At 39.2% G+C, this 17,285-nt stretch carries 15 protein-coding genes; 6 read left to right on the forward strand and 9 right to left on the reverse strand.

The annotated features are described in order from the left end of the window. Window positions 1-119 precede the first annotated feature (119 nt). The 7 genes from ABDZ97_RS08010 to ABDZ97_RS08040 all read right to left on the reverse strand — a co-directional run bounded on the left by ABDZ97_RS08010 (window position 120) and on the right by ABDZ97_RS08040 (window position 11,133). Window positions 120-3,779, reverse strand: coding sequence for a PKD domain-containing protein (locus ABDZ97_RS08010; RefSeq protein ID WP_343786318.1), 3,660 nt, complete (start codon window positions 3,777-3,779; stop codon window positions 120-122). A gap of 257 nt (window positions 3,780-4,036) precedes the next feature. Beyond that, the gene (locus ABDZ97_RS08015; protein ID WP_343786320.1) at window positions 4,037-5,602 is read right to left on the reverse strand and encodes an NAD(P)/FAD-dependent oxidoreductase; all 1,566 of its coding nucleotides are present in this window, start codon (window positions 5,600-5,602) and stop codon (window positions 4,037-4,039) included. After that, on the reverse strand, window positions 5,602-6,312 hold the full coding sequence (porT, locus tag ABDZ97_RS08020; protein WP_343786322.1) for a type IX secretion/gliding motility protein PorT/SprT: 711 nt from the start codon (window positions 6,310-6,312) through the stop codon (window positions 5,602-5,604). The genes ABDZ97_RS08015 and porT overlap by 1 nt, the downstream gene beginning before the upstream one ends. A gap of 61 nt (window positions 6,313-6,373) precedes the next feature. Then, entirely contained in the window at window positions 6,374-7,129 is a 756-nt protein-coding gene (gene ubiE, locus ABDZ97_RS08025) for a bifunctional demethylmenaquinone methyltransferase/2-methoxy-6-polyprenyl-1,4-benzoquinol methylase UbiE (RefSeq protein ID WP_343786324.1), read from the reverse strand. Window positions 7,130-7,132: 3 nt separating this feature from the next. Next, window positions 7,133-8,959: a TrkH family potassium uptake protein gene (locus tag ABDZ97_RS08030; protein WP_343786326.1), complete on the reverse strand. Its 1,827-nt coding sequence runs from the start codon at window positions 8,957-8,959 to the stop codon at window positions 7,133-7,135. Further along, the gene (locus tag ABDZ97_RS08035) at window positions 8,956-9,942 is read right to left on the reverse strand and encodes a bifunctional heptose 7-phosphate kinase/heptose 1-phosphate adenyltransferase (protein WP_343786328.1); all 987 of its coding nucleotides are present in this window, start codon (window positions 9,940-9,942) and stop codon (window positions 8,956-8,958) included. The genes ABDZ97_RS08030 and ABDZ97_RS08035 overlap by 4 nt, the downstream gene beginning before the upstream one ends. Beyond that, a complete protein-coding gene (locus tag ABDZ97_RS08040; protein ID WP_343786330.1) occupies window positions 9,943-11,133 on the reverse strand; it encodes a pyridoxal phosphate-dependent aminotransferase in 1,191 nt (396 codons plus the stop codon). 155 nt (window positions 11,134-11,288) lie between these two features. Here ABDZ97_RS08040 and ABDZ97_RS08045 point away from each other — a divergent pair, with 155 nt between their 5' ends. Further along, window positions 11,289-11,810 carry a DUF7935 family protein gene (locus ABDZ97_RS08045; protein ID WP_343786332.1) on the forward strand — a complete coding sequence of 174 codons (522 nt, stop codon included), beginning with the start codon at window positions 11,289-11,291 and terminating at the stop codon, window positions 11,808-11,810. A 10-nt stretch (window positions 11,811-11,820) separates the two neighbouring features. On the opposite strand, the gene ABDZ97_RS08050 is transcribed toward ABDZ97_RS08045, so the two are convergent. Next, window positions 11,821-12,042: an RNA-binding S4 domain-containing protein gene (locus ABDZ97_RS08050; RefSeq protein ID WP_343786334.1), complete on the reverse strand. Its 222-nt coding sequence runs from the start codon at window positions 12,040-12,042 to the stop codon at window positions 11,821-11,823. Then, window positions 12,029-13,075: a methylmalonyl Co-A mutase-associated GTPase MeaB gene (meaB, locus tag ABDZ97_RS08055; RefSeq protein WP_343786337.1), complete on the reverse strand. Its 1,047-nt coding sequence runs from the start codon at window positions 13,073-13,075 to the stop codon at window positions 12,029-12,031. Before meaB ends, ABDZ97_RS08050 begins: the two co-directional genes overlap by 14 nt. Before the next feature lie 140 nt (window positions 13,076-13,215). Between meaB and ABDZ97_RS08060 the strand changes: the two genes are divergently transcribed. The 5 genes from ABDZ97_RS08060 to ABDZ97_RS08080 are packed head-to-tail and all read left to right on the forward strand — an operon-like array spanning window position 13,216 to window position 17,059. Further along, window positions 13,216-13,833 (forward strand): L-threonylcarbamoyladenylate synthase, encoded by a 618-nt coding sequence (locus ABDZ97_RS08060; protein WP_343786339.1) that lies wholly within the window; start codon window positions 13,216-13,218, stop codon window positions 13,831-13,833. Beyond that, window positions 13,830-14,402 (forward strand): glutamine amidotransferase-related protein, encoded by a 573-nt coding sequence (locus ABDZ97_RS08065; RefSeq protein ID WP_343786341.1) that lies wholly within the window; start codon window positions 13,830-13,832, stop codon window positions 14,400-14,402. The genes ABDZ97_RS08060 and ABDZ97_RS08065 overlap by 4 nt, the downstream gene beginning before the upstream one ends. 4 nt (window positions 14,403-14,406) lie before the next feature. Further along, window positions 14,407-15,645, forward strand: a complete 1,239-nt coding sequence (locus ABDZ97_RS08070) for a nucleoside recognition domain-containing protein (protein ID WP_343786343.1) — start codon at window positions 14,407-14,409, stop codon at window positions 15,643-15,645. 1 nt (window position 15,646) lies between these two features. Next, window positions 15,647-16,132 (forward strand): hypothetical protein, encoded by a 486-nt coding sequence (locus ABDZ97_RS08075; RefSeq protein WP_343786345.1) that lies wholly within the window; start codon window positions 15,647-15,649, stop codon window positions 16,130-16,132. 6 nt (window positions 16,133-16,138) lie between these two features. After that, the gene (locus tag ABDZ97_RS08080) at window positions 16,139-17,059 is read left to right on the forward strand and encodes a DUF58 domain-containing protein (RefSeq protein ID WP_343786347.1); all 921 of its coding nucleotides are present in this window, start codon (window positions 16,139-16,141) and stop codon (window positions 17,057-17,059) included. Window positions 17,060-17,285 lie beyond the last annotated feature (226 nt).

Genomic DNA, 17,285 nt, shown 5'->3' on the forward strand with positions numbered 1-17,285 from the left:
CTATTTATTTTTATTGGTATCTATGATTTATCTGTACAAGTCGTGAAGTTTTACGCCATAGGGATATAAAAAAACGTCCTGATTTACTCAGGACGTTTTCCAACTTTCAGTTTTATATTTTACCTGAGAATAGTAACGTGTCCGTTAAACTGGTACTTTTTATCAGAGAAACCATCTGTTGCAGTTATTGTCCAGATATAAACTCCTTCCGGAGCCGGTTCTCCATTTGCATAGTTACCATCCCATTCCGCATCAGCATTATGAGATTCCCACACAACTTCTCCCCATCTGTTAAAAACAAGTAGTTCGAAGTTGTAGACATCAATTCCGTCTATTACCACTTTCCACTTCTCATTGAACTTATCTCCATCCGGAGTAAATGTGTTCGGAGCAAAGAGCAACACGTCACTAACTACTGAAATCTCCTTCGCTATTGAATCCGTACACCCGTATTCATTGGTAACAATCAACGTAACAAGGTAATCATCCACAATTCCTTCTTCGTATTCGATCGTTGGTTCAATTTCTGTAGAGTTTGCCGGATCAGCATCATAGAATGTCCAGTCCCAACTTACCGCATCCCCTGAAGAGAGATTTGTCATTTCAACAACCGGTTCAAACATTGGTACTTTGAATGGCATCCATGAGAAATTGGCGCGAGGATAATCATACACATAAATCATGTCCGTAAATACAGTGTCGTAAACACAACCTGCATTTGTCGTAATGGTTGCTTCAACATCATATACTCCGGGAGTTTCATACACGTGATATAATGAATTCAACCCTGATGCATTTGCGCTATACCCATCTCCAAATCTCACGAATACATTGTTTACTACTGAAGAATTAGTTGTATTTATGAAATTAACTTCCACAGGATAACATCCTTCATTTATATCAGGTACCAGAACAGGATATATATCTGTTGGCCACTCAACAACCACACAACCCTGTGCAACAGGAGAACCACAATTTTCTGATACCGTCACACAATATTCGTTATATGCTTTTTCAGGATTAATTGTAAATGTTCTATGCGTACTAACAACCACACCATCAAGCATCCATTCGTAATTATACACTCCATTTCCGCCAGTTGCCTGTACTTCAAGCGTCACACTATTCTCACGACACTCTACTAAATCCGGTGTTATGTATGTAATCTGAATCGGATCCGGCTCAACAATATCAAAAGCGTCTGTAGCAATACATCCCAGTACGTTCTCAACTACTACCTGGTAGTTTCCTGGAACAAGATCTGTAAAGATATTATTGGGTGAGAATGTCGCTCCTCCATCTATGCTGTAATTAAGACCATTTGTAGCTATTATCTCTACCGATCCGTTATTGGCAGAGTTACAGTCTACATCAGTAATAATCATATTATCAATTGAGACAGGCACAATCGTTACTTCTACAGAAGCAGAAGACAAACAGTTTACCATACCAATTTCATAAGTATATGTTCCCTCCGGCATTGTTGTTGGATCGTAAGGCATCTGGACAACGTTTCCAGAAGGATCCTTCCAGGTTCCGCCTGTATCCGCATCCGGTCCAAGTAAAGGGAACAAATCAACTGGAGCACCGTCTGCACAAACGTCTATAGAAGAGTCATCTCCCGGATCTCCCGGTTCAATGATTGTTACCGTCACCTCGTCTGTTGTAACACATAACGGATGTCCTTCCGGATATACACTTAAAGTAAATGTTTCTGTTCCGGTTACCGTCACGTTCGGATTCAATACAGAAGGATCATCCATATTTGTTGGATCAGTCCAAGAGAAGATAAGGCTACCATTACTAAATGTTTGTAGTTGGGTGGTAGGTGTGGTACCTCCTTGTCCTGACTGGAAAACCAGGTTTCCGTCACAATCATATAATTCGTACGAACATTCGGATGTCCATGACCCCGATGCATTAAACTGCACAGTAATTTCATCTCCGATATTCACAGGTATTTGTACCGTGTTCTGATCTCCTCCACTTGGAATAGTATAATTAGTTGATGTTCCTGCTACTACTACAGTAATTGTATTACCATTCCATCCATCACCAAAAGAATCTAACAACTCAAGCGTAAAGTTACAATTCTGGAAACCAGTTACAGATCCATCCAACTGAACTTGCGCCACTCCGTTAACACCACACTGATCAAAGTCAATTCCTGCATCAGCCTGTGGATTATCATTAACCGTTATGAAAACTGTAGAATCGTTCTGACACTCAAAATTATCAATCACGGTGTAAGTATATGGATAGGTTCCTGGATTTGTTGGAGTTATTGTGATGTCATTGTTGTTATTAGAAATAACAGCATCCGTTGCAGGTGTATTCCAATAAGAATCGGTTGGTCCGTCATTTACTTCAATAGTAAACTCATCAATATCTTCATAAAGACTTGGGTTAACATTAATCGAAAAGCTGAATAATGTTCCGTCATCAGCAGACCAGTTATCCGTAAACAAAATTGTCCACGTACCATTTAAAGGACAACCTAATAATCCTGTTAAAGGTTGAATGGATGCATAATCTCCTGCTGGAAGGGAAGTTCCCCCTGATGCTGCATCTACCCATGTCTGGGTCGCTGAGGGAGTAAAACAATAAGTGTATCCAACTCCTTGAGTAGCCGGATCATCACAATCAACATCATCTGAATGAACCGGTTCACCTAAATATGCACTTCCACCACCTTGTTGATGTAATGTGACCGTCTGTCCGGTTTCGCAACGAACCTGAAGCACAAAATCTCCCATAAACGAGTGTTCCATATTTATACAAACACTCTCTAAATCACTGATATTATCTAATGTAGCACCAGCCACAAATCCTCCTAACTCAAGAGAATTAGACTGTATAACACCAACCTGTTCATCATCCACACAACCATCTTCTATCTCCGATGAATTTGGAAATCCTGTCCATGTAACATCATACGTTTCCGGAGCTGCAGACAGCGTAATAGATTCTCCGATACAAAGCTCTGCCGATGGAGGGAAATTAAGGAATGAGGGAATCGGTGCTACGTAAATACGAAGAGAAGATGAGTTTAAACTCTCACAACCATTTTCATCTGTAACCGTTAACTTCACTCTATACATTCCCGGTTGAGTAAAAACATGTGAAACAGACGGACCATTTGCTGCAGTTCCGTCACGGAAATCCCATTCGTAGTCAACAATATTAAATCCTGATGGAGAATACGATCCATTGTCCTGAAAAGTAAGTGGTTCACCAATACATACAGCAACACTATCCAACGTTTCACCGACTACTGTAGCCAATGCATAAGGTGGTGTACATGGAGGATCACATGAAACATTACCGGCAAATCGTCCCGTTCCTGAACCGTCAGAAATAAATCGGAAAGTCAAACACCCTGAAGTATTTCCCGCAGAAGCCTCGTTAACGATTCCTTCCAACTCAAAACCTGTATAAGTCCCTACTAACGGAGCCGATGTGTTATCCCCGTCATAAACCATCATTACGTCATTTGAACTACCAAAAGGATCAAGACTAAATAAGGTAAACTGTACATAGATGTCATCCCCTGCTGATGGCGGACAAATAGTGAAAGTTATATCTTCATTATTTGAATATCCAGGACCTCCCTGTCCCCCCGAATCAATGATGAAACCATCACATGTACTAAATGTCTGATTGTTTGCTGCAGCACTAACCGTTATATCTGTTTGCGCTAAACCTGTAAGATTTCCACTGAAGAAAAGTATCAGTGAAGTTATAACAAATGTGTTTGTCTTTTTCCAAAAATGTAACATGGTTGCCTAATGTTAATTCAAAATACGTAGTATAAACGTATTCTTACCTAGAATAGTTGCCAAAATTAAACAAAAAAAGATGTTTTTGTTACATTAAATTAATCCATAACTTGCATTGCTATACGCCAGAGCCTACGTCATTAGCCACCGTGGTAGTTATTTCCTGGTCAAATATTTTTTTCATTCCACCCAGGTTTTTCGAAAAAAGAAACAATGTAGCTGTTATATGTAGTAGAAAAATGACACTTTTCCCAGAATCAGGACGCTATAATTTTAGCTGCAATTTTTTCGACGCAATTGATTCCGTCTACTGCAGCAGATACGATTCCTCCGGCATACCCGGCTCCTTCCGCACAAGGATACAATCCTTTTATCCGAATATGTTCCATGGTATCCCGATCACGGGGAATTTGTACCGGAGAAGATGTTCTTGATTCAGGAGCATGCAATACTGCCTCATTGGTATAATATCCTTTCATTTTTTTTCCAAATGCTACAAAAGCTTTTTGTAAGCGTGAGGAGAGGATATCCGGTAGAACTTCATTTAAATTGAAACTTTCCAGTCCCGGAAGATAAGATGTTTTGGGTAAGTCTTCAGACACCCGGTTTTCGACAAAATCAATCATCCGCTGTGCCGGTACTTTTTGTGTCTTACCAGCCGCCTCCCAACAACGTCTTTCGACTTCCTTTTGAAAATTCAGACAGATAAACGGATCATTAATATCTCCCGGTAAGTCTTCAGGTGTAACCTGAACAACAATCCCTGAATTAGAATAGGGATTATTACGTTTAGAAGGTGACCAGCCATTTGTAACCACCTCTCCCGGTTCTGTAGCACAGGGAGCAACTATTCCTCCGGGACACATACAGAAGGAGTACACTCCCATTCCATCCACCTGTTCAACTAAGGAATAACTAGCAGGAGGAAGATATTCATTCTCTGTTTCTCCATGGTATTGGATAGAATCAATTAATTCCTGACTATGCTCAATTCGAACGCCAATGGCAAAAGGCTTGGCTTTTATCTCTATTCCCTTTTGATGTAATAAATAAAAAATATCTCTGGCAGAATGTCCTGTTGCTAAAATAACATTAGAAAATAATCGTCGGGTACTCTTCCCTTCATGGAGATATTCCACTCCTTTGATTTCTTCACTTTCCACTAACAGATCCACTACTTTAGCGTCAAAATGGATTTCTCCCCCGCAAGTCAGTATCTCCTGTCGGATTGCCTCTATAATTTTAGGAAGTCGATTCGTACCAATATGTGGATGTGCATCCACCAGAATATCAGGATCAGCACCAAAAGCAACTAACCATTCCAACACCTTTCTAACACTCCCCCTTTTTTTGGATCGCGTATATAACTTACCATCCGAATACGTTCCCGCTCCTCCTTCACCAAAACAATAGTTTGATTCTGGGTTAACAATATGCTCTTTGTTAATTTTTGCCAGGTCTCTTCTCCGGGATTTAACATCTTTCCCCCGTTCAAAAACAACTGGTTTTAAACCTGATTCGATTGCCTGAAGCGCTGCGAACAAGCCGGCTGATCCAGCCCCCACTATACCTACTTCCGGCGCACCCGAGACATTAACTCCTTGAAAAACGGGAGGAATACTTTGAGGCTCATCACCGGATACAACGGCAAGCTTTAACTGAAACTTAACAGGAGAGCGCCTGGCATCAATCGAACGTTTTATAATACGTATTTCATTAATTTCCTCTACAGGTATACCAACTTCTTTGGCTGCAATTTTTTTAAGTTTTACCTCATCTGCAACAACATCGGGTAATACATTGACCTGAATTTCATGAATCATTATCCTTCAAAGGTTAAAGAGAACCAAACTACCCGATTATATACTTTATCAAATGGCTTTGACAACCGGGTATTATCCTGATACAAAGAATTAACAATACTGTGTGACATTTTGACTTCAAAACCAAACTTAAAATACGGTAAAAAGAAGTCTACTCCAACCCCTATCTGTCCCTGAAAGTCGTGTTTTTTCAGTTTTAGGTACGGGTTTGAAAAAATTTGAGCCACATCCTGTTTTGACTGAAGATCTATCGTATACTGAACTCCTCCCACAAAATAAGCTGCAAAATTATTATAGCGTAACGTTCTGTATTTAATCAGGAGAGGAAAATCGAGATTTGTCGATTCTATCTTTCGCTGAATCATTTCATCTTCTCCATTGTCATCAATGAAATGATAATTTACTTCACGTTCCATAAATGATAGGGAAGGAATGATCCGTAAGCTGACCGTGGGGTGCCCCAGTTTAAAACTTGAAATTATTCCCAGATTAAAACCGGGATAACTTTTTGTTGTAAAATTTACTAATCCCGGAGTGAGCGCAGTATTGGTCGTCGGAATAACATACAAATCAGCTGTATTCAACCCCAACATGAATCCAAAGTGAAACCATCTCCTATCAAACTTTCGATAGTTAGGCGTTTTTAAAGTCTGCCCGATTCCCGTCAGGTAAACAAGAATCAATAGTATTGTAACCAGTGTTCTCTTCACAAGTGACTAACGTTAATTTTGTTCAATTATTGAACTTTCTTCTGCAATAAAGATAAGACTCTTATACTTTTTCTCCCAGGTAAATCGTGGCAATTCCTCCTGAAACAAGATAAGTACGGATATTTTTATACCCTACTTTTGTCAGAATATCAGCAAATTCCTGTCCTTCCGGAAATGCTTCTACCGACTCAGGAAGATACGTATAAGCTGATTTATCTTTAGAAATCATTTTTCCTATAAATGGGATCATGTAACGCGAATAGAAACCGAAAGCTTGCTTCACCGGGAATTTTTTTGGCTTCGAAAACTCAAGTATTGCGGCTGTTCCTCCTTTACTCAATACGCGTAGCATTTCTCCCAACCCTTTTTCGAGATTCTCAAAATTTCGTACACCAAAACCAACGGTGATTGCATCAAATTCTCCATCCCCGAACGGAAGTGATTCGGAGTCGCCCAATGTCATTGAGATGATGTGGTCGACTTTGCGCTTTTTCATTTTTTCACGCCCCTTCTCCAACATTCCCTGGCTGATATCCAGTCCAACAATTTTCTCAGGATTTAACTTTAGTGCCTCCAGGGCAAAATCTCCCGTACCTGTCGCTATATCAAGAATCGTTTTTGGCTTCCCTTTACGAAGTAACTTCACAGCCTTCTTTCTCCACAATTTGTCTATTCCCAATGACAAAAAATGATTCAAAAAGTCATATTTGGCTGAAATATTATCAAACATCTCAGCAACTTCCTCTTTCTTTGATTTGTTTTCAGCACCATAGGGCTTAACAACCTTTTTCTCTTGTCCTTTTATCTCTTCACTCATAACTTAACCTACCATCGTATGACCAGATGGATATTTATAATGCTTACTAATAACTTCTTTCCCTAATAAAAACGCTAGTGTAAGTGTACCAACACGTCCAATGAACATCGCTACAATAATCACTACTTTTCCCGCAGGGGTAAGATCCTGTGTTATACCAGTACTTAACCCTACTGTTGATGCGGCTGAAACATGTTCAAAAACAATATCCATAAAAGTAAACCTGCCCAACTGCAACGATTCTAACTCTGTTATAGACAGAATAAACGGACCTATCAGGTTTCCGAAAATAAAGAACATTAATATGGAGTATGACTTCATAACCAACTCACTGGAAATAGTTCTTCTGAATAATTCTGTGTGTGATTTCCCTCGTATTGTAGAAACTACAGATGCCAGCAATACAGCAAATGTTGATGTACGGATACCTCCACCTGCTGATCCTGAAGAAGCACCTACGAACATCAGGAACAGGAAAAATATCATTGTTGGTAATGCCAACTCAGACGTATCTACAATATTGAACCCGGCATTTCTGGTCGTCATTGACTCAAAAAAGGAGGTCACTACTTTTCCAAATCCTCTTTTATCTGCCAATGTATTGTTGTATTCCGCAAAGAAGAAAACAATAGCACCTATCAAAAGCAAAGCTAATGTGTAATACAGGGATATTTTTGTTCCAAATTCTATTGTCTTCCATGGTGTCTTCATTCGTTCACGAAGCTTTCGCGGTTCGAAAAGGTCAAACAAATAGATCATACCAAAACCTCCCAGGAAGAACAATACCAAAACAACAATATGATACAGGGAGTTTCCTATAACCGCTCCGTTCATCATTCCCCCCGGAAGGATTGATAATCCGGCATTGTTAAACGCAGAGATAGAATGAAAAATAGAATGAAACAATCGAACCTCTGTATCACCGTATACACCTACCGGTTCAACTAACATAAAGAGTAGAAATGTTCCTGCAATTTCAATACCTAAACTCCAGACAAATATTTTACCAAACATGGTTCCTGTATTCAGTAGAGAATCCTTATTTACAAAATCTTCCAGAATTTCGTGATGCTTTAATCCTACTCCAAACTTTGCTATTAAAAGATATAATGCTCCAAAAGCGATCGTATTAAGTCCTCCCAATTTGATCAAAAACAAAACAACGACCTGTCCTTTAAAGGTAAATTGAGTAGCCAGATCAACTGTTGTTAATCCGGAAACCGAAGTAGCCGAAGTAGCCGTAAAAAGGGCATCAATAAAACTCATATCATGGCTCACAATTGTCATTTCAGGAAGCATCAGTAAACTGGTTCCTATGAGTATTATTGATGCAATAGAAATTGTAAAGAGTAAACCGGGATGAACTTTTAACCAGGGTTTAAAAGACCTGTTCTTAATAATCGTTGTAATAACATACACCAGAAAAAAGAACTGGATAAAGAGTTGAGCATTGGTTGCCATTCTCCTTAGCCCTAACCAGGAAAGTACTTCTGTAATAATCAGATCCCCTGTTATATTGTAGAATACACCTTCCACAATAAGGATCATCAAAACAATAAATTCGAAAAGATTGTCTCGTATAAGTTGTTTGGGGTTGTAATCGTATATTACCCGAACAAGAAAACGGACGATATAAAAAACAAAAGCATATTGTATCCAGTCAATTAAAGCAATGGCTTCTTCCGGTGAATGTGGAAATCCATAATAATAGGTTAAAACGCCTATCGCACCGAGTGAAACAAAAACATGCAAAAAGCGAAACAGCCTCAGGACACGATCTTTTGAATCGTATAAAGCTAAATTAATTCGCTCCCTGAGATTTCGTATCATACCTTAATCAATTTGTCGGCTTCGCGAATAAGTTCTTCCTTATCTATGGAAACTACTCCCACTTTTTCGCAGACAATTCCTCCCGCAAGGTTTGCGAAAGAAGCTATCAGTTCAACCGGAACTCCTACTGTGTAACACAATGTTGCCACACTGATAACCGTATCTCCCGCTCCGGATACATCTGCTATATTCCTCAAATGTGCCTGTATATAGTGCTTTTTCTCATCATGTTTGATGAAAACACCGTGTTCGGAAAGCGTTACAAACGTAATCGTGTTATTCAGCCGTTTTTCGAGTTCATTTACTGCATCTTCAAACTCCTGACCAGGTCGAAACTGAAAATCAATATTGAGTCCCTCTTTCAGCTCTTTGAGGTTCGGTTTAAAAAGTGTCACCCCCTGATAAGCAAAAAAATTATCTTTCTTAGGATCAACCGCAGTAGGAATTGACAATAATGTCGCCAATGCAATCACTTCCTGAATTACCCGTTCAGTAAGGGTTCCTTTATTATAGTCTTCGAAAATAATTGCATCAATTCCTGATTCGCAGATAGCTTTCACTCTTTCGATAAGTTCAGTTTCTTCATCTGAATTAACCGGATTTGTTTGTTCATGATCAATTCGCAACAAATGCTGATTATTTCCAATTACTCGCGTCTTTACGGTTGTGATACGATCTGTTGACCGAACAATTCCTGCTACGGACATTTCCTGCAAATGCATCAATTCCAGTAAACGTTCTCCTTCCTTATCTTCTCCAATAACAGAGGTTAATACGGGAACAGCTCCGAGAGCTGCAATATTAAGTGCTACATTAGCAGCTCCCCCCAAACGTTCTTCGTGTTTACCAAAGCTAACGATAGGAACCGGGGCCTCCGGAGAAACGCGACTTACCTTTCCCTGAAGATAGGCATCAATCATAACATCTCCAATAACCAGAATTCGCTTTCCTTTGAAAGACTCTACTATCGTTCTGCTGTCCATCTAACTTAGTTTTTCCAGGGCTTGTTTCATTCGTTTCATTGCTTCGATGAGTTCCTCCTCAGCCGCGGCGTACGAAATTCTAATACAATTCGGATTTCCGAAGGCTTCTCCTGTCACAATAGCAACGAGACCTTCCTGTAAAAGATACATAGCAAGATCCGTAGCAGAATTGATAATTGTATCATTATAGCGTTTTCCGAAGAAAGAAGATACATCAGGAAATAAATAAAATGCGCCCTCAGGAACATTCGTTTTCACCCCTTCTATCTCATTCAGTAATCCCAAAACAAGGTCTCTTCTTGATTTAAATGCCGCCACCATATCTTTCAAAACAACGGGATCTGCTTCCATTGCTGTAATTGCAGCCCGCTGAGTAATGGAACAGGTACCGCTGGTAAACTGTCCCTGAATTTTTTCGCATGCAGCCGCTATTTCTTTGGATGCAGCAATGTAACCAAGACGCCAACCTGTCATAGCCCAGGCTTTTGATACGCCATTTACGGTAATAACCTGATCTTTTATTGAAGAAAATGTAGCCAGACTAGTATGTCCTCCGCTAAAATTGATATGTTCGTAAATTTCATCTGAGATCACAAAAATCCCTGTGTCTTCAATCACCTGTGCCATTCCTTTTAACTCATCGAAAGAATAGACTGATCCAGTAGGATTACAAGGAGAAGAGAAGATCATTAATTTTGTATTATCCGTAATGGCAGCCCCCAGTTGTTCCGGAGTGATCTTAAAATCATTTTCAATTCCTGCCTCAACAATTACCGGAACTCCTTCCGCCATTTTCACAATCTCTACATACGAAACCCAGTAAGGAGCAGGAATAATAACTTCATCACCTTTGTTCACCAGGCTCATTACAACATTTGCAATACTTTGTTTTGCTCCTGTCGAAGTTACAATTTGCGAAGGTTCATACGCAAGGTTGTTATCTCTCTTTAGTTTTCGACAAATACTTTCGCGTAAATCAAGGTACCCCGCTACTGGCGTATACTTTGAAAAGTTATCATCTATCGCTTGTTTCGCAGATTCTTTGATAAAATCAGGTGTATTGAAATCCGGTTCTCCTAACGAAAGTGAGATGACATTTTTACCCTGTGCTTTCAGTTCACGGCTTAGTCTGGACATAGCCAATGTTGCCGATTCTTCCATTGCTCTTAGGCGATCTGATAATACGTCCATATTTGTAAAACTATTTATTGGGACAAAACTACGAATATTGTTGAATCGTTTCCCGATTTTACACGGAAAATGAAAGGGGTTAATTCTGTTACTTTTCACGAAATGTGTATTAATACATTTGAAAAGTTATTTTTGTGATTCAAAATGCGAAAACTATGGAATACCTATTTTATACTGTATTGATTATTGTTCCTGCAGGGATTGTTTTCGGAACAGCATATTTTTTCATGAAGAAATTAGCTGAAAAGGAGCAACGTTCAATCGCTCTTGAACTTCGTAAGGAAAGACAGAAACATGTTCTCCCCGGACGCATTGATGCCTACCAACGGTTGGTTTTGCTAATGGAACGAATTTCTCCCAACTCACTGGTCATGCGTATCCACAACCCCGGAATGCCCGCACGACAACTTCAGGGAGAACTATTAAAAACAATTCGGGAAGAATTTGAACACAATGTTGCACAACAGATTTTTATCTCACCCAAAGCATGGGATGTAGTAAAAAACAGTAAAGAAGAGATCATTAAGATCATTAATATGGCAGGAAATCAAATGGATGCAACCGCAACAGCCACTGATCTGGCTCAAAAAATATTTGAAATCTCTTCCGAAATCACACCACTTCCGACGGAAGTTGCAGCGCATTACCTGAAAGAAGAGCTACAACAACTTTTCTAAAGTAAAAGAGTTATTCTACAATCAGGATTTCGACTTCGTCTTCGACATTAATTACATCACTCGCTCGAAGTTTTGCCCGGATGCGAGATTCTGTTTCGCCATTCAACGAAATAATTCCATCCTGAATCAGTAATTTGGCGTGCCCTCCTGTCTGGGCAATTTGAAGGATTTTAAGTAATTTATTTAATTCAATAAACTCTTCTCCCCGAAGACTAAATTCAATTTTTTGCATCTTTCAATTGTGCTATATAAAAATTCATAACAGCTTTTGCATCAGCGAAAGCATTTCCTTTCCCGCTATGCAGACTTTTTTCAATCTGTGAAACTCGTTGTGAAATCCCCTCCGTCTGATGAAAGTTGTCTATTAGCATTTCTTTCAGAGTCTCTCTAAACCAAAACACTTCCTGATCCAGTCGGTTCTTTTCAAGATATCCGGAAATCGTCATTTGATTAACAAACGTTTCAATAACGTCCCATATCTCTGAAATTCCAGTATTTGTATAGGAGCTACATGTCATTGCTTTGGGTATCCAACTATTTTGATTGGGAGGAAACAAGTGCATAGCATTCTTATACTCATTTCGGGCTCTTCGGGCATTCATTTCGTTTTCTCCATCAGCCTTTGTGATAACAAGAGCATCGGCCATTTCCATGATTCCCCGTTTAATCCCCTGAAGTTCATCTCCCGCACCTGCCAACATAAGAAGTAAAAAGAAATCCACCATTTCCTTCACCATGGTTTCTGACTGACCAACACCTACCGTTTCTATAATGATAACATCATAACCAGCCGCTTCGCATAATAGAATACTTTCTCTTGTACGTTTGGCAACACCTCCTAATGAACCTCCTGATGCTGTTGGACGAATAAACACTTCCGGCATCAATGCCAGATTATTCATTCGTGTCTTATCTCCCAAAATACTACCGCCACTCCGTTCACTACTCGGATCAATAGCCAGGACAGCTACTTTTTTTCCATTTTCAACCAATTCCTGACCAAAAGCTTCTATGAATGTACTTTTTCCTACTCCCGGTACTCCTGTTATTCCAATTCGGACAGACTTTCCAGGATTTGACCGGATTTTATCCAACATTTCCAATGCCTGTTCATGATCATCACGACGTGTACTTTCAACAAGCGTCAACCCTCTGCTCAAAGCTACTTTATCACCGCTTATTATTCCCTTCGCTAATTCATCAGGGTTACGACTCAGGTGTTTCCTGCGCTGCTCCAGCCACTCTTTTTTTCTCTGATCATCCAAATCAAACCGGTTTTGAACAAAAATACAATTAAAGCCGGAAAAACATCTGTAACAACTGATTAATCCTGTCCGTTTTTATGCGCTTTATCATTTCAATTTGTTAAGATTTCTCACTATATTTAGTGCAAAATGACTGAAATATGCTGATAGAAATAAATCCGAATAACATGGACAGCCGTTTGATCCAACAGGCGGTTAAACTTTTACAGGAAGACGGGATCATTATTTATCCTACAGATACAGTATATGCTATTGCGTGTAGTCTGAAAAGCAAAAAAGGTTTGGAAAAACTGGCAAAGCTCAAAAACACAAAGCTGAGTAAAGCTAACTTCTCTTTGGTATTTAATGATTTAAGCCTTTTATCCGATTATGTAAAACAATTTGATCGTTCTGTTTTCAAATTACTGAATCGTTCTCTTCCCGGCCCTTTTACCTTTATCCTGGAAGCGAATTCTTCTGTTCCTAAATTGTTTGACAGTAATAAAAAAGAAGTTGGAATCCGGATCCCTGACAATGAAATTGCAAGAGAAATTGTACGCGTACTAGGAGAACCTCTCGCTACGACTTCTTTGCATGATGAAGAGGATGAATTGATGGAATATTTCACAGATCCGTATGAAATCTACCAACGCTATGACGAAAAAGTCGATATGATTATTGATGGTGGTCCCGGAAGATTGTATGCTTCTACGGTTGTCAACTGTACTAATGGTACTACTGAAATCGTCCGTCAGGGAATTGGTGAATTGGAGTTATGATTGTACTATTGGATGCTGGTAGTTCGAAGACGAAGTTTATTCAGGAGATTTGTGAACACTATTATCCCTGCAAAACAATCGGACTGCATGATTCTACCGAAAATGATATTCTGAATGCAGAAGGAATTATTATCTCCGGAGCTCCTATTCTGTTGTCCGAGGTGGATCCGGAACCTTATTTGCAAAAAGTAAAATGGCTGGATGACTATAAATTACCTGTACTCGGAATTTGTTTTGGTCATCAACTAACAGGGCTTCATTTTGGCGCCTCTATCTCCAGACAGCGGGAAGATCGGGGAAAACAGGAAATAGCCGTGTTGCGTCATAATCCTTTGTTCGAAGATCTGGATACGCAATTTACAATGCAGGAGGATCATTGCGAGGCAATAAGCATTCCACCCGGTTTTGAGCACAATGCTACATCAGACAGCTGTGTAAATGAAGGTATGCATCACAAAAACAGACCTATTTTCGGAGTTCAGTTTCATCCTGAAGTATCAGGTGAAAACGGAATGATTTTTTTGCACAATTTCACTAAACTTGTAGCGCTTTACAAGGATAAAAAATAGATTGATGTTATTAAATCGACTCTGGATAGGTCTTTTTGTTGTTGCTTTCATTACAGCCTCTATAAAACTTCTCGGTTTTGGAGATACGCAGGTTTTCAAGTCAATTGTTGATGCAATGTTTGACAGCTCCAAAACAGCTTTCGAACTTGCCTTATTTCTTACCGGGGCATTATGTCTGTGGATGGGAGTAATGCAAATAGGAGAAAAAGGAGGTGCTTTACATTACCTCACACGAGCTGTTTCTCCACTCTTTGAGAAGCTTTTTCCTGAAATACCTAAAAACCATCCGGCGGTAGGAGCCATGATGATGAATTTCTCTGCGAACATGCTGGGGCTGGATAATGCAGCAACTCCTCTGGGTTTAAAAGCAATGAACCAGTTACAGGAATTAAATCCGGAAAAAGAGAAAGCATCCAATGCGCAAATCATGTTTTTGGTGCTCAATACTTCAGGACTTACAATAATCCCTGTCAGCATCTTAGCTTATCGTATGGCTGCCGGCTCGGAAAGTCCTGCAGATGTATTTCTCCCCATACTTTTAACAACATTCTTTTCAAGTATGGGCGGCTTACTATTTGTAAGCATCCGACAAAAAATCAATCTTCTCCATCCGGTTATTCTTGCCTATTTAGGAACGACTACCGTGGTAGTTGGAAGCTTAATAGCCACTGTTATTTATTTTCCTGAATATACTGAAGTTATAAGTAACGTAGGAGGGAATGTCCTGTTGTTTGGGATTGTTACTACGTTCATTTTACTTGCCGTTCGCTCCAAAATCAATGTCTATGAAACATTTATTGATGGTGCAAAGGGAGGATTCGATGTAGCTATTAAAATCATTCCTTTTCTGGTGGCAATCCTTGTAGCTGTGGCAGTCTTCAGAGCATCCGGAGCAATGGAGTTATTGTTTTCCGGGATCAGAGAAGCTGCAATCTTCATGGGGGTAAAATGTCTAGCATTTGTAGATGCTCTCCCTACAGCTTTTATGAAACCTTTTAGTGGCACCGCCGCCAGAGGTATGATGATGGATGTGTATGCTAATTCAGGAGTTGATTCGTTTGCAGGTCGTTTAGCTTCTGTTTTTCAAGGATCTACAGAAACAACTTTTTATGTTCTGTCCGTCTATTTTGGTTCGGTTGGAATAAAAAATACCCGGTATGCTGCCGGAGCAGGTTTATTTGCTGATTTTACAGGCATAATTGCTGCAATACTATTAACTTCAATATTCTTTACATGTCTTTAGTATGTTAAATTGGTTTAGAAAAAAGAGAGGCTCAGGCATTATCCGAAAAGGGAAACGACATAAAGTTCCCATGAAACCGCTGGATTATTCACCTAAAATAATTTTAGCGTGGACAAAAGCGATTGAAGGAAATGAAGAGATTCAAAACTGGTTAGCTGAAAATGGCTTTGAGGAACTGGCCGTATCAATTTGGGCTTTAAAGTTAAAACAGGACGCTCGTGACTGGTTGATGGAAAACGGATATCCTCATATCATGGCAATGATTAATGCAGCTGAAGGAAATGAACCTGCAAGAGAATGGTTAAAAACACATAACTTTATTCTTTTTTACAATATGGCTCTGGCTATTGATGGAGAAAAGGAAGGATATCAATGGATACAGGCAAATTCCACTCCGGATATCTTTTTATTGACTCAGGCAATGAAAAAGCTTAAAGATGATATTGAAGAAAACCATAATGATATTCATAAGTTTGGAACAGACTAATAAGTAATGGCAAAAACAATAGAGAAACATGATCTGGCTCATTTTGGTAGCCTGGAATTACTAGCCAAGCAGGTAGTAGAAGGATTTATTACAGGACTTCATAAAAGTCCTTTTCATGGATTTTCTGTTGAGTTCGCTGAACATCGTCTTTACAATAAAGGAGAGTCAACCAGACATCTTGATTGGAAACTGTTTGCAAGAACTGAAAAACTGTTCACAAAAAAGTATGAAGAGGAAACGAATCTTCGCTGCCAGCTTGTGTTGGATACTAGTTCGTCCATGTGGTTCCCCATTAACGAAGAAGTAAACAAAATTCAATTTTCAATCTATAGCGCTGCTTCTTTAATAGAACTATTAAGACGCCAAAGAGATGCTGTCGGATTGACAACGATTTCTGATAAAATTAACCTACACACTCCTGCCCGTAGCTCTATTGCTCATCATCGCTACTTATACGTTGAGCTGGAAAAGCTGTTCAGAAACTATTCGGAAGGGAATAAACATACCACAAACTATATTGAAAAACTGCATGATGTTGCCGAATTATGTCATAAAAGAAGTCTAGTTATTCTTTTTACGGATCTATTAGAGAAAAAAGATAAGATTGATCAACTCTTCGGAGCCTTACAACATTTACGTCACAATGGGCACGAAGTAATCTTATTTCATGTATATGACTCGAATTACGAAGTACAGTTCAATTTAGATAACCGTCCATACACAGTTGTTGATATGGAAACAGGTGATCGTATGAAAATTCAACCTAACGAAATAAAAGAAAAGTACTCACAAGCAATAAAAGAATACTTTGAAGAAATTGAATTGCGTTGCAAACAATACTCAATTGATCTCATCTCTTCAGATATTCATGCAGGATATGAACAAATACTCTTTCGTTACCTGGTAAAAAGGAGTAGAATGTATTAATAATCATTCATTTCCTTAGTCTTTATTCATCTATAAATCCCTACATATAAATTCTATAGTATTCTGTAGAGGTATTGATAGGTATTAATTTAAACTTCTAACTCAAGCTCTAAAGTATAAAGCGAGATAGAAGCCCCCCATTATTTCATAGCCAAGTTAAAGCACTGTGGTATTGGTATAATACAAAAAACCCCCTAATCAATTTTGACCAGGGGGTTCTTAAAAG

The sequence above is a fragment of the Wandonia haliotis genome, from assembly GCF_039523435.1.
Lineage (GTDB): Bacteria > Bacteroidota > Bacteroidia > Flavobacteriales_D > Crocinitomicaceae > Wandonia > Wandonia haliotis.